Source organism: Rhizobium sp. RM (genome assembly GCF_013390595.1).
In the GTDB taxonomy this organism is placed as follows: Bacteria; Pseudomonadota; Alphaproteobacteria; order Rhizobiales; family Rhizobiaceae; genus Agrobacterium.
In genome coordinates this window covers 534,437-546,694 of sequence record NZ_JACAWV010000008.1, presented here as the reverse complement: position 1 = coordinate 546,694, position 12,258 = coordinate 534,437, and the positions used below count along the sequence as shown (strand labels likewise).

The 12,258-nt window shown below is 57.6% G+C and carries 7 protein-coding genes and 1 tRNA gene; 3 read left to right on the top strand and 5 right to left on the bottom strand.

Going from position 1 to position 12,258, the window contains the following annotated elements; translation table 11 throughout:
* Positions 1–40: 40 nt before the first annotated feature.
* Positions 41–1,039 carry an MBL fold metallo-hydrolase gene (locus HWX89_RS11605; protein WP_178340714.1) on the bottom strand — a complete coding sequence of 333 codons (999 nt, stop codon included), beginning with the start codon at positions 1,037–1,039 and terminating at the stop codon, positions 41–43.
* A 194-nt stretch (positions 1,040–1,233) separates the two neighbouring features.
* On the opposite strand from HWX89_RS11605, the gene HWX89_RS11600 reads away from it, so the two are divergent.
* The gene (locus HWX89_RS11600) at positions 1,234–2,631 is read left to right on the top strand and encodes an MDR family MFS transporter (protein ID WP_138794620.1); all 1,398 of its coding nucleotides are present in this window, start codon (positions 1,234–1,236) and stop codon (positions 2,629–2,631) included.
* A 99-nt stretch (positions 2,632–2,730) separates the two neighbouring features.
* On the opposite strand, the gene HWX89_RS11595 is transcribed toward HWX89_RS11600, so the two are convergent.
* The 3 genes from HWX89_RS11595 to HWX89_RS11585 all read right to left on the bottom strand — a co-directional run bounded on the left by HWX89_RS11595 (position 2,731) and on the right by HWX89_RS11585 (position 5,347).
* A complete protein-coding gene (locus HWX89_RS11595; RefSeq protein WP_138794619.1) occupies positions 2,731–3,474 on the bottom strand; it encodes an RlmE family RNA methyltransferase in 744 nt (247 codons plus the stop codon).
* Positions 3,471–5,084: a Ppx/GppA phosphatase family protein gene (locus HWX89_RS11590; protein WP_138794618.1), complete on the bottom strand. Its 1,614-nt coding sequence runs from the start codon at positions 5,082–5,084 to the stop codon at positions 3,471–3,473. The genes HWX89_RS11595 and HWX89_RS11590 overlap by 4 nt, the downstream gene beginning before the upstream one ends.
* 186 nt (positions 5,085–5,270) lie before the next feature.
* A tRNA-His gene (locus HWX89_RS11585) sits at positions 5,271–5,347 on the bottom strand.
* 340 nt (positions 5,348–5,687) lie between these two features.
* On the opposite strand from HWX89_RS11585, the gene HWX89_RS11580 reads away from it, so the two are divergent.
* Positions 5,688–9,392, top strand: a complete 3,705-nt coding sequence (locus HWX89_RS11580; protein ID WP_138794617.1) for an ATP-binding protein — start codon at positions 5,688–5,690, stop codon at positions 9,390–9,392.
* An 80-nt stretch (positions 9,393–9,472) separates the two neighbouring features.
* Positions 9,473–11,125 (top strand): ABC transporter permease, encoded by a 1,653-nt coding sequence (locus HWX89_RS11575; RefSeq protein WP_178340713.1) that lies wholly within the window; start codon positions 9,473–9,475, stop codon positions 11,123–11,125.
* A gap of 316 nt (positions 11,126–11,441) precedes the next feature.
* Here HWX89_RS11575 and HWX89_RS11570 read toward each other — a convergent pair whose 3' ends face one another.
* A complete protein-coding gene (locus tag HWX89_RS11570) occupies positions 11,442–12,254 on the bottom strand; it encodes an ABC transporter permease (RefSeq protein ID WP_138794616.1) in 813 nt (270 codons plus the stop codon).
* Positions 12,255–12,258: the final 4 nt, after the last annotated feature.

Below are 12,258 nucleotides of genomic sequence, written 5' to 3'. Positions count from 1 at the left end.
AGCGATTCCGGGTTTTCGCTGTTGCTGCATTGCAGCACGATCAGATGTCAAACTGGTAGGATTTCGGCACGAACCGGTAGCCGGTCTCCTGCTTTTCCGCATAGCCAACTGCCGGGAACGGCATGTGGTAGCCGAGGAAGGGAAGACGATCTGTCGCGATCATGTCGAATACCTTCTTGCGCGACGCAGCCGCCGCCGCCTTGTCCATGTCGAATTTCACTTCCCATTCCGGGCGCTGCAGCGACAGCACGAAATGGTTCGCGGTATCGGCCGTCAGGACCAGTTGCTTGCCATCCGACTCGACCTGGAAAATCAGATGTCCGGGAGAATGGCCGAAAGCAGCTACACTGGTAATGCCAGACACCACAGTTGCGGCGTCACCGATAAAGGTTGCCTTCTCCGCCAACGGCTTGACGTTGGCCAGAACGCCTTTGTGGCCACCCTCAGCAGGCGTGCCAACACGCTTTTCATCTGTCCAGAAATCATATTCCGCCTGCCCGAACACATAGCGTGCCTTTGGAAACGCCGGAGCCCCTTTTTCCATCAGGCCGCCGATGTGATCGCCATGCATGTGGGTGAGCACAACCACCGTCACATCTTCCGGCGTGTAACCGGCCGCAGCCATGCCTTCGATCAGACGGCCGTTACCAGAACCGCGTCCAGCTTCACCAAAGCCGGTATCGAACAGGACGAGTTCAGATCCCGTATTCACCAGAACGGGAGAGAACGAGTTGACGAACTGATCCGTCGGCAGAAAATTCTGTTCCAGCAATGCGCCGACCGTTTCGGCAGATTGATTGGTGCCGAAGGTTTCTCCCGGGTTGGGGGCGGCACGTGCGCCGTCCTTCACGACCAAAATTTCGAACTGGCCGAGCTTGAAGCGATTCGTTTCCGGAGGCATGGCGTGATCGATCTCCATGGAGGTTTGCGGCTGTGCCGTCTGAGCGACTGCCCGCGTCATCAAGAAAGGCGTACCGAGAGCGCCGGCGCCGACCGCTCCCATAAGGCCGCGCCTGCTCATATGCAAAAACTGCGTCATGATCTTTCTCCGATATCGTTGAGGGCCCAAATTCGTGCCCGCGAACAATAAGCCAAGAAAATTACAAGGAAACGGGGTCTCACGCAGGTTTGATGACATGGACTAAAATTAACAAATATCCAGTTGGCAAGCCCGCTTATCAGGCGTAGGAGGAGGCCAGCATCCTTGTCGCAGCGCAACGCCGCAGGCAGCCTATGAACCGCATTATCCCATTGATCCTTGCTGTCGCTCTTTTCATGGAGCAGATGGACTCCACCGTCATCGCAACATCGCTGCCCGCGATTGCCGCCGACCTCAATGTCGGCCCGATCACGCTGAAGCTTGCATTGACCGCCTATATGGTGGCGTTGGCGATCTTCATCCCGATCAGCGGCTGGATGGCGGACAAATATGGCGCCAAGAAAATCTTCCGCATCGCCATCGGTGTTTTCGTCGTCGGATCGATCTGCTGCGCGGTGTCTTCTTCTGTCTTCGAGTTTGTTGTTTCCCGTTTCCTGCAGGGGATGGGCGGTGCAATGATGACGCCGGTCGGTCGTCTCGTTCTCCTGCGAACGACAAAGCGCAGCGAGCTTGTCTCTGCCATGGCGCTTTTGACGATCCCCGGCCTGGTCGGGCCCCTGACCGGCCCACCGATCGGCGGTTTCATCACCACCTATTTCTCCTGGCACTGGATTTTCCTGATCAATGTACCGATCGGCATTATCGGGATCTGGCTGTCGACAATCTTTCTACCGGAAATAGAGACAACCAACCCGCCGCCAATGGACGGCAAAGGCTTCATCCTGTCCGGCGTTGCAGCCTCGGGCGTGGTGTTCGGCGTTTCCGTGGTCAGCCTTCCCGCACTTCCGCCAGCCATCGGCATTGCTTCAACGATCATCGGTTTCATCAGCGGCATTCTCTATCTGCGGCACGCGGCCAACCATCCCGCACCCATTCTGGATTTCCGTATTTTCCAGAATGCGACATTCCGCGCAGCCTCGGTGGGTGGCACGATTTTCCGCATTTCGACGGGTGCCATCCCCTTCCTTATGCCGCTGATGTTGCAGATCGGTTTCGGGCTTAACCCGTTCCAATCCGGCATGATCACCTTTGCCGGGGCGATCGGCGCGATCACCACGAAATTCATTGCCAAGCGTGTATTTGCGACGACCGGCTTCCGGACGACGCTGATCGGCGCGGGTATTGTTGGAGCCTTTACGACGCTCGCCAACAGCTTCTTCACCCCCGAAACGCCCTACCCGCTGATCATGATCTTCCTCGTGACCGCAGGTTTTGCGCGCTCGTTCTTCTTCACAGGTTCGAATGCGCTCAGCTATTCGGACATCGAGGACAGTCAGGCCAGCCAGGCAACTTCGATGGCATCGGTGTTGCAGCAAATCAGCCTTGCCCTGGGTGTCGCCTTCGCCGCATCGATCCTGGAGGTGAGCGCAATGATCTCGGGTTCGCACCTGCAGCTTGCCGATTTCCACATTGCCTTTGCAATCGTCGCTGCCGTTTCACTCTTCGCGATCTTCCCGATCATTCGCATGGATGGCAATGCGGGAGCGGCGGTTTCAGGCCATCGTGGCAAGGTCTCGCAACCGGCAGAGTAATATAAAAAGACTGTATCAGGCGACGCGGTCAAGACACGCCCGGCCCGTGCAAAAAAAGGGATCAGCCGAACCGATCCCTTTTTCTGTCTTTAGTATAGCTTATTCGCCGGCGACGGTTTCATCTTCATCATCCCGGCTCTGCGGCTCCGCTTTGCGGCCTTTAAAGTGCTTGGCCAGCAGGAACATCTCGACGGATTCGGAGCGTGAAGACGCAGGCTTGATATGCAGGACCTGCTTGAAGTTTTTCTTCAGCATGTCGAGCAGCGTCTTTTCCGTGCCGCCCTGGAAGGTCTTGGCGAGGAAATGGCCACCCTCCGCAAGCACCTGGATAGCGAAGTCGGCCGCGACTTCGCACAGGTGCATGGTGCGGATGTGGTCCGTTTTCTGATGGCCGGTCGTCGGCGCCGCCATGTCGGACAGAACCAGATCAGGCGTGCCACCAACGGCTTCCATCAATTTTTCAGGTGCAGACGGGTCCAGGAAGTCTAGCTGCAGGATCTTCACGCCCGGGATAGGATCGAGTTCGAGGAAGTCGATTGCGGCGACGCGGATGTCATCCTCGGTGGAATCCGTTACCTTGGCGGCAATCTGCGACCAGCTTCCAGGTGCTGCACCAAGGTCGATGATGCGGCGTGCATCCTTCAGGATCTGGTGCTTATCATTGATCTCGAGCAGCTTGAAAGCCGCGCGGGCGCGGTAGCCTTCGAGCTTGGCGCGCTGCACATAGGGATCGTTGATATGACGTTCGAGCCAGCGACGAGAAGACGCTTTGAGCTTGGTCTTCTTGACCTTCTGGCCAATCTTTCGTCCGGTACGGTTGTTGCTTGTCGGCGCCTTGCTCATGTCAAACCTTCTGTCCGTTCTTGCCGCGCCGTCTGCATGCGCCGTATACGGTTGCGCCGCCACGCCCCGTCATCTGCCATCATGTCCGTCAGCAGGCCCTCGCGCAAGCCGCGGTCGGCGACACGCATGCGGCGTGCGGGCCAACGGCGGCGAATTGCTTCCAGAATGGCGCAACCGGCCAGAACCAGATCCGCCCTGTCGGGCCCGATGCAGGCGTTGGCAGCACGACCGGCAAAATCCCAGGCCAGCAGCTTGTCCTGCATGGCCGTCACTTCTGCATCTGAAAGCCACAGGCCATCGACCTTGCGGCGGTCATAGCGTGGAAGATCAAGATGCACACCCGCAAGTGTCGTAACGGTGCCGGATGTACCAATCAGATGGAAATCTTCATGGGCGGCCTGCACAACAACCGGTGGGCAATGGAAGGCATCCAGCAGCCCCTCAACTTCGCGCACCATGGCGGCAAAGACATCGGGCGTCACATCGCGACCACCATGACGTTCAGACAGGGTGACAACACCGACAGGCAGAGACGTCCAATGGGTGATGTGATTGGCAAGCCGGTTGGAACGGTTCTCACCGACCCTGATGACAGCGATTTCAGAAGAACCGCCACCGATATCGAACAGTACGACAGAGCGAGCCTCACGGCCAACCAGAGATGCACATCCCGAGACGGCAAGGCGTGCTTCCGTTTCGCGGCTGATGATTTCGAGCCTCAGGCCTGTCTCGCGTGTGACGCGGGCCAGAAACTCCTCGCCATTGGCGGCAGCACGGCAGGCTTCCGTCGCGATCAGTCGCATACGCCTGATCGGACGCCCGGACAGTTTCGCCGCGCAGACTTTCAGCGCTTCCACAGCACGATCCATCGCGTCGTCGGAAAGGCGACCACTCGACACCAGCCCCTCACCCAGGCGGACGATGCGCGAAAATGCATCGACGACCCGGAACTGGCCGGGACGAGTCGGCTGCGCGATCAGAAGGCGGCAGTTATTGGTGCCAAGATCAAGTGCCGCGTACATGTCCGCGCCAGCATCAGCATGGTCATGCGATTTCGACGCATGGCGGCCCGCGCCCTCATGCTTCTTCTGCTGCTCCACAACGGCCGCACCGTGACCACGGCCATTCGGCTTGGCTACATGCTTGGGCGCGTGAGACGGTACAAGAGGGCGACCCTGCGGATCGCGGTGCACCCGCTTGCGATTGCGCGATTTGCGGCTGCCGCCGGGAACACCACTCGGGTTAGGCGCCTGAATTGCGATATCGGGAGACTGCTTTGCCGCCGCGGCAGGAGCACTTGCCTGCTGGGACGTGCCCTTCCCGCGTGAACGCCTGCGACGCTTGCGCTTGCGCGGTTCTTCGTTCGACTCGAGAGCCGATGCATAGTGGGAACCGGCCGGAACATCAGTGACAACATCATGCGACACCACAGCAACGTCGCGGGGCTTACCGTGACGCCTGTTCTTCTTGCCGCGACGGGAACGCTTCGCCTTCCCTTTGTCAACCACCGACGCCCCTTGGTCCGACGGCTTTGGGCCGTTTCCGGGGTCGATCACTGTCTTGTCCATTTCGCCGCGCACAAGCGTTGTCGCTATGCAGCAGGCTTTCATTAGGTTTCGTTGGCGCGACAATACCAGCGCAACTCATTTTAGCCAACTGGTTTTTGCCGGACCGAAACGCACACGAGAGCGCAGCCAAAAAATCGTGCTGATGGACAATACGGAAAACTATGGGAGAAAATTCTCTCCCCTCCTTGGAAGTCCATAATCATGACTGAACTTTCAGGGAGGGGAGAGTGGTACGGTTGAGTGGGGTCGAACCACCGACCTCAGGTGCCACAAACCTGCGCTCTAACCAACTGAGCTACAACCGCACACCAACGCGCCGAAGCGCCGTCGTGGAGGGTCCAATAAAAGGTGTTTTCCCGATTTGCAAGACCCAGTTTAAATTTTGCGGAAAAAGCTTTCGAAAGGCAAGGGATTTTCTGTGGAGCTTTCCTTCCAATTATGGTGACGCACTGAGTTTCCGTCTCCTTCTGCGCACCTGTTCATGTTAACTCTGTTTGGCGATTAATGCGCCAGACGATGGACCGTGCGGCCCTGTGAAGTTATTTAAAATTCTGTTAACGTGGTGCCTGTGCGGGTTCAGATTTCGGCTTCATGAGGAAGCGACGAAACCGCACGAGGTCCGGTAGTGCCAGAATAGGTTTCGACATGCCCGCCGTTCAATATCCCTTTATCGATATCGCAGTGCATGAACGTGTGCGGGAAGGTTTCGGCCGCGGTGAGGCAATGGCGCTGTTTTCCATGGATCTGGAAACCGTTCTATGGGCAAACGGACGCGGAGCAGCACTGTTCGGCACGCCTATGGTCTACGACTTTCTCGAGCAGGGACCAAAACGGCAGGACGTCACATTCCGCCAACTGTCAGCGACTGCGGCCCGACTTTCGGGGATCGGCGAGAGCCTGCCCGTCACCATTCGAATCAATTCGGGTTTCAAGAGCCTGCCCGTCCGAGCGAAGGTAGAAGTCATTGAAGCTGAGCTTGGTCAAAGCGCCATTCTTTTTTCTGCCTTTACCGATCAGACACCCCCCGATATGGCCGAGTGTGCCCGCCGCATGATCGAGGGCTTTGACGACCCTGACATCCATATGGCCGTGCTGGATGACAGATCCGCCATTATCGCGGCATCAACCGGTTTCTCCGCACTCGGCATCACACCAAGCACCGCGAGAACGCTTGTAAGCATGGCCTCCGGCCAGTCGGGACGACTGGTGAAACGCCCAGTGCCGACCGGCAAGGGCTATCTGCCCGCCGCGACCGGGCAGATTACGCAGTCGCCCGAACTGAACCTGCTGTTCGTGGTTGAAACCGCCCTTGGCAGGCTCGACCCTGTCAGCGATTTTGGCGATGACCAGCCACTGGAAACCATCACTCCTCCGTCTCTTGTCGCATCGGTAGAAGACGTCGCCACGCCGACGGTTGAAACGACATCCTTTGCATCGATCCTCGATGCCGTCGCCGACATCGAGGATGTGGATGATGTCGAGGAGTTCGTGGACGTCGACGAGGATACAGTCGTCTCAGATACGGCTCAGGACTTCGAGTTTTCAGCCGATCCGACGGAAAGCGACGACACACCGTCGATCGCCATCTCAAATTCGGAGGATGAGCAGGCCGAATTGATACTGCCGACCGAAGAGGCCGAAGACGAAGTTCGTCACACCGTTGAGCATGTAGAGATTGCCGAAATGGCAACCGAAACGACGGAAGCGCCTATCGAGACGGTTGAGACAAAGATGTCTCCTGTTTCACCACTGGACACCGATGCCGTTGTCGGAGACGAGACTGACGCGGTGAGTTCTTTCGTCTTCAATCCGACATCACGCGCGTCACGTTTCGTCTGGAAAATCGATGCCGAGGGACGCTTCAGCTCCATATCGCATGAGTTTGCCGAAGCTGTTGGTGCTAAAGCGGCTGCAGTCGACGGGATGAACTTCGCTGACGTCGCAGCGCTCTTCAATCTCGACACAGATGGCAAAATCCGTGAGCTTCTCGGTCGCCGCGATACCTGGTCCGGCAAGACGATCTACTGGCCGGTGGAAAATACCTCGCTCGTCGTGCCGATCGATCTTGCGGCCCTGCCTACCTACACCCGCTCACGCGAATTCGATGGTTTCCGTGGGTTCGGCATTGTGCGTCTGGCAGATGCAGTGGAAGACCCGCATGCTATCGGCCTGACTTTCGCAACAAAGACCGAGGCACCGACTGCGCCGTCCACAATTGCCGCCGATGAGGAAAGCCAAACATTGTTGGCGTTGCCCGAGGAAGACGATGTCGGCGAAGCAACCGTCGATGTGATCGAGGAAAACAGCGCAGCGGCGTTTGAAGATGACGCGCCCGCTGACGTGGCGGACGATACGCCGATCGAAGACACAAGCCGCGATTATACGCCGCCGGAGTTTGAAGTCCCGGTCCTGGACATTACACTCACACCTGGGCGCCGCTATTCCGACAAGGTGGTCCAGCTCGAAGAGCGGCGCGCACGGTCTCGGGAGGCGTTGAGCGCCAGCGAACAGGCTGCCTTCCGGGAAATCGGCAGAACGCTTGCGCCAACCGACCATTCTGACGAGGAACAGGCCGTTCCTGCGAGGGAGGAAGAGGCGGCAAGTGCGGTGAGCGAACCCGCCGAACCTGAAATCGATACCGGTGTTGCGGCAACAAGCACGGAACAGTCTGAGACATCGGTCGAGGATGCTGTCGAGGCCGAAGAAGAGGATCTGTTTGCCGATTACGTGCGCGGCGAACAGCCTGCCGTCACGACGGCAGCAACGGATGTCGAAGCTTCTGAAGACGAGGCCGCTGTGGCACCTGCAACGGATGTTGCCGCACAGGTGAGCCCATCGCGCACACGTTCGTCTGATTCACTCACTGCGGAAACGCTGGATCAAATGCCCGTTGCACTGCTTGTCCATGCTGGCGAGCGGTTGATCCACGCCAATCCAGATTTCCTGCGCCTTACAGGCTATGATTCCACCAGCGAGCTCGAAGAGGTCGGCGGACTGGACGCGCTGTTGCAGCGACAGGATCTGGAGGGCATGCCCGGCCATGAAGGTGGGATGGTCATCGTGAATGCCGAGAACGACGTGATCCCGGTCAAGGCACGTCTGCAATCGATCCGCTGGGAAGAAACGACAGCGTTGATGCTTTCTCTTATCCCCGCCGCGGAGCCGGCCGCCGCGAGCATTGCAGTGACCGAAAACACAGCGGCAACGGAAGACGAATCTCTCTCCGCCCTGCAGGGCGAGGTCGAAGAGCTTCATTCAATCCTGGAAACGGCAACGGATGGTGTCGTTCTGCTGGGTGACGAGAGTGAAATCCGCTCTTTGAACCGCTCTGCCAGCGCACTTTTCAACTACGACAATGACGAGATTGCCGGAAAGCCGTTCGTGACGCTGTTTGCGCATGAAAGCCAACGCGCCGTGCTCGATTATCTGTCCGGGCTTGCCAACAATGGCGTCGCAAGCGTGCTGAATGACGGGCGTGAGGTGATCGGTCGCGAAGCCTCCGGCGGGTTCCTGCCGCTGTTCATGACCATCGGACGCCTTAAATCCTCGCACGGCTACTGCGCCGTGATCCGCGATATTACCCAGTGGAAGCGGACGGAAGAGGAATTGCGAAACGCAAAACGGGCGGCGGAAACGGCCAACGCCCACAAGACGGATTTTCTGGCGCGTGTCAGCCACGAAATCCGCACACCGCTCAATGCAATTATCGGGTTTTCCGACCTGATGGCAACGGAACGTTTCGGTCCGATCGGCCACCCGCGATATGTCGAATATTCGAACGACATCGGACGCTCCGGGCGTCACGTTCTCGATATCGTCAACGATCTCCTGGATATTTCTAAGATCGAAGCTGGTCAGATGGACGTCGACTTTGTCGCTGTTGCGCTGAATGAAACCGTGGCAGAAGCCGTATCGCTGGTTCAGCCGCAGGCGAACAACCAGCGTGTCATCATCCGAACTGCTCTTTCGCAGTCCGTTCCGCAAATTGTTGCCGATCTGCGCTCGATCAAACAGATCGTGCTCAACATTCTGTCGAATGCCATTCGCTTCACGCCGTCGGGCGGACAGATCGTCGTTTCCACAGCCTACGAGGCAAACGGCAGCGTGACCTTGCGGATCAGGGATACCGGTATCGGCATGACCCGTGCGGAACTGGATCAGGCCATGAAGCCGTTCCGTCAGGTCGCTTCGTCAGGCAAACGCGTTCGCGGCGATGGCACGGGACTCGGCCTTCCCTTAACCAAGGCGATGGTCGACGCCAACCGCGCCAATTTCTCCATCACGTCCACCCCAAACGAAGGAACGCTGGTGGAAATCACATTTCCGTCACAGCGCGTCCTTGCGAACTAGGGCTGAGGCGCGTTAGCTAGCCAGACGATGAGCCACTACGGCTCATCGAAGTTTTGGCAAGACGACAGGCTGGCACATCCATGGCGGTTTCCCTTCCGGCAGCGAAGCGTTTTACGGTGCTGCCCGTCACAACCGTTGTTGTCGCCGCCATTGCATCCATGCCTATCGTGGCGATCTTCTGGTTGGCACTTACCGGCAGTACCGATGGCTGGCATCATCTTCTGGTCAATGTGCTGCCACGTGCCGGATTGCGAACCTTCCTTCTTTTGTCGATGACGGCTCTGGCCACTGCTTTCTTCGGCATTGTCTGCGCCTGGCTTGTTACCACATTCGAATTTCCGTTACGCCGCGTGTTTTCCTTCGCGCTGGTTCTGCCGCTTGCCATTCCTGCCTATCTGGCAGCCTATGCCTTTGGTGAATTTCTGGATTTCACCGGACCGGTGCAAAGCGCTATTCGCGCCCTTTTCGGTTATCACAGCATTCGCGACTACTGGTTTCCTGACGTCCGCTCGCTTGGCGGCGCAGTTCTTGTTCTCAGTTCCGTCCTCTATCCCTATGTCTATCTCTCCGCCCGTGCCGCCTTCTCCATGCAGGGACGTTTTGCCGCCGAAGCCGCGCGAACGCTTGGTGCAAAACCGTTTAACGTCTTCTTGTCGGTGCAGTTGCCAATGGCCCGTCCCGCCATCGCCATTGGCCTGTCGCTGGTTTTGATGGAGACGCTGAACGATATTGGCGCGGTTGAATATCTTGGCGTGCAAACGCTGACCTTCACGATTTACGAAACCTGGCTCAACCGTGGCAACCTAGCAAATGCGACACAGATTGCCGCCGTGATCCTTGTGGTTGTCGGCGCGCTGATCGTCATCGAGCGAAACGCGCGGGAAAAACAGCGTTTCTCCTCGCCAAAAGCCACGAACATGGCGCAGCGGCATGCGCTGAAAAGCCTTAAGGGCTGGCGCCGTTGGGCAGCGCCACTCTTCTGTGTCCTGCCAATACTGAGCGGCTTTTTCATTCCCGTCAGCGTGCTGGGCGGTTACGCGGTCAAACGGCTGGACATGTTTCTTGCACCGCGCCTTCTCAAAGCACTGGGACATAGTTTCCAGGTCTCTGTCTCAGCGGCGCTTGTTACGCTTGTTGCAGCCTTCGTTTTTTCCTATGCCTTGCGTGTCAACCGTTCGCCCACGTCGAAGGTGGCAGCGCGCCTTGGGTCCATGGGATATGGCGTACCTGGAACCGTGCTTGCGATTGGTGTGCTCATCCCGCTGGCCGGGTTCGATAACCAGGTCGATGGCTTTTTGCGATCGCATTTCGGTTTCTCGAGCGGGCTGCTTCTATCCGGCACCGCCTTTGCGATCATCTATGCCCATGCAGTGCGTTTCATGACGATGGCTGAGGGCACGCTGGACGCCGGCTTTCACAAGTTGTCGCCGCATATCGACATGGCGGCGCGAACGCTCGGTCGTAACCGCCTGCAAACGCTGGTCAGCGTACTTTTGCCCAACATGCGCCCAGCAGCACTGACTGCATCGCTGCTGGTGCTGATCGAATCCTTGAAAGAACTGCCCGCGACCATTTTGCTGCGGCCTTTCGGCTTCAATACACTGGCAACCCTCGTTTACGAGGATGCATCGCGCGCAAAGGTACAGGATGCCGCTATTCCGGCCATCATCATCATTATCGCTGGACTGGTGCCGGTCTTGCTAGTTTCGAAGTCGATGGACCACCCCGAGTAGCATTTTTTGAAGTAGGCCAATGACACCAAAAAGAAAGGCGGTCTTTCGACCGCCTGTATAAGATGTGCTTTTACAACGAGAGTGAGGGGAATAGTCTCGCAATTCGAAAATCATGAGCCCCGGTCGCCACAAGAAGGACGACCCTGCGTTGGATTTACTTTCCGCCAACCCGTCTTAACAAGCAGTTAAAACTGCGATCGATCAATTACCGACGAAAAATCCTATTTCGATACCGTACGGCGTCTCGTATTGCGACAATCTCCCGTTCCGAAACAATCAAGCGATGCGGAAAGGTTCGATTGCCAGACGCCTTTTTTCAATTTCTGGCCGCCACGTGTTCGTCCCTCATACGCTGCAGTTCAGTGCGCTTCGAGGCTACCGACGCAGCGATCACTCCAATGGTGACGAGGCCGATAAGGATCGTACAAATCGCGTTGATTTCCGGTGTAACGCCAAGACGGACCTGCGAATAAATCTTGATCGGCAGCGTCGTTGCGCCGGGACCGGTTGCGAAGCTTGCAATCACAAGGTCATCCAGCGAGAGCGTAAAGGCCAGCATCCAGCCGGCGATCACCGCCGGGAAAATCAGTGGCAGGGTGATGCGGAAGAAGGTCTTGACCGGCGGGCAACCCAGATCGAGTGCGGCCTCCTCCAGACTACGGTCGAAGGTCAATAGCCGCGACTGCACCACGATTGCCACGTAACACATGGTAAAGGTCGTGTGAGCGATAACGACCGTCCAGAAACCACGGTCGACACCGACGGCAACAAACAGCAGCAGCAGCGACAGGCCGGTAATTACCTCCGGCATGACCAGCGGCGCATAGATCATTCCTGAAAACAGCACACGCCCCGGAAAGCGCGCAAACCGGGTGAGCGACAAGGCTGCAAGGGTTCCCAGAATCGTACCAATCGTGGCGCTGAGAATACCCACACGAAGTGTCACCCAAGCAGCATCCATCAAGCCCTGGTTCGACCACATCGCCGAATACCATTGCAATGAGAAACCGCCCCAGACGGTGACCAGCTTGGAAGCATTGAACGAGTAGACGACCAGAATGATGATCGGGATGTAGAGGAACGCGAAACCGAGCGTTAGAACGGTAATATCGAATTTGCCGCGCTTCATGGCT

Excerpts from the sequence above, each read along its gene's own strand:
- HWX89_RS11605 (WP_178340714.1), bottom strand. The coding sequence starts at position 1,039 with ATGACGCAGTTTTTGCATATGAGCAGGCGCGGCCTTATGGGAGCGGTC.
- HWX89_RS11600 (WP_138794620.1), top strand. The coding sequence starts at position 1,234 with ATGAACCGCATTATCCCATTGATCCTTGCTGTCGCTCTTTTCATGGAG.
- HWX89_RS11595 (WP_138794619.1), bottom strand. The coding sequence starts at position 3,474 with ATGAGCAAGGCGCCGACAAGCAACAACCGTACCGGACGAAAGATTGGC.
- HWX89_RS11590 (WP_138794618.1), bottom strand. The coding sequence starts at position 5,084 with ATGAAAGCCTGCTGCATAGCGACAACGCTTGTGCGCGGCGAAATGGAC.
- HWX89_RS11580 (WP_138794617.1), top strand. The coding sequence starts at position 5,688 with ATGCCCGCCGTTCAATATCCCTTTATCGATATCGCAGTGCATGAACGT.
- HWX89_RS11575 (WP_178340713.1), top strand. The coding sequence starts at position 9,473 with ATGGCGGTTTCCCTTCCGGCAGCGAAGCGTTTTACGGTGCTGCCCGTC.
- HWX89_RS11570 (WP_138794616.1), bottom strand. The coding sequence starts at position 12,254 with ATGAAGCGCGGCAAATTCGATATTACCGTTCTAACGCTCGGTTTCGCG.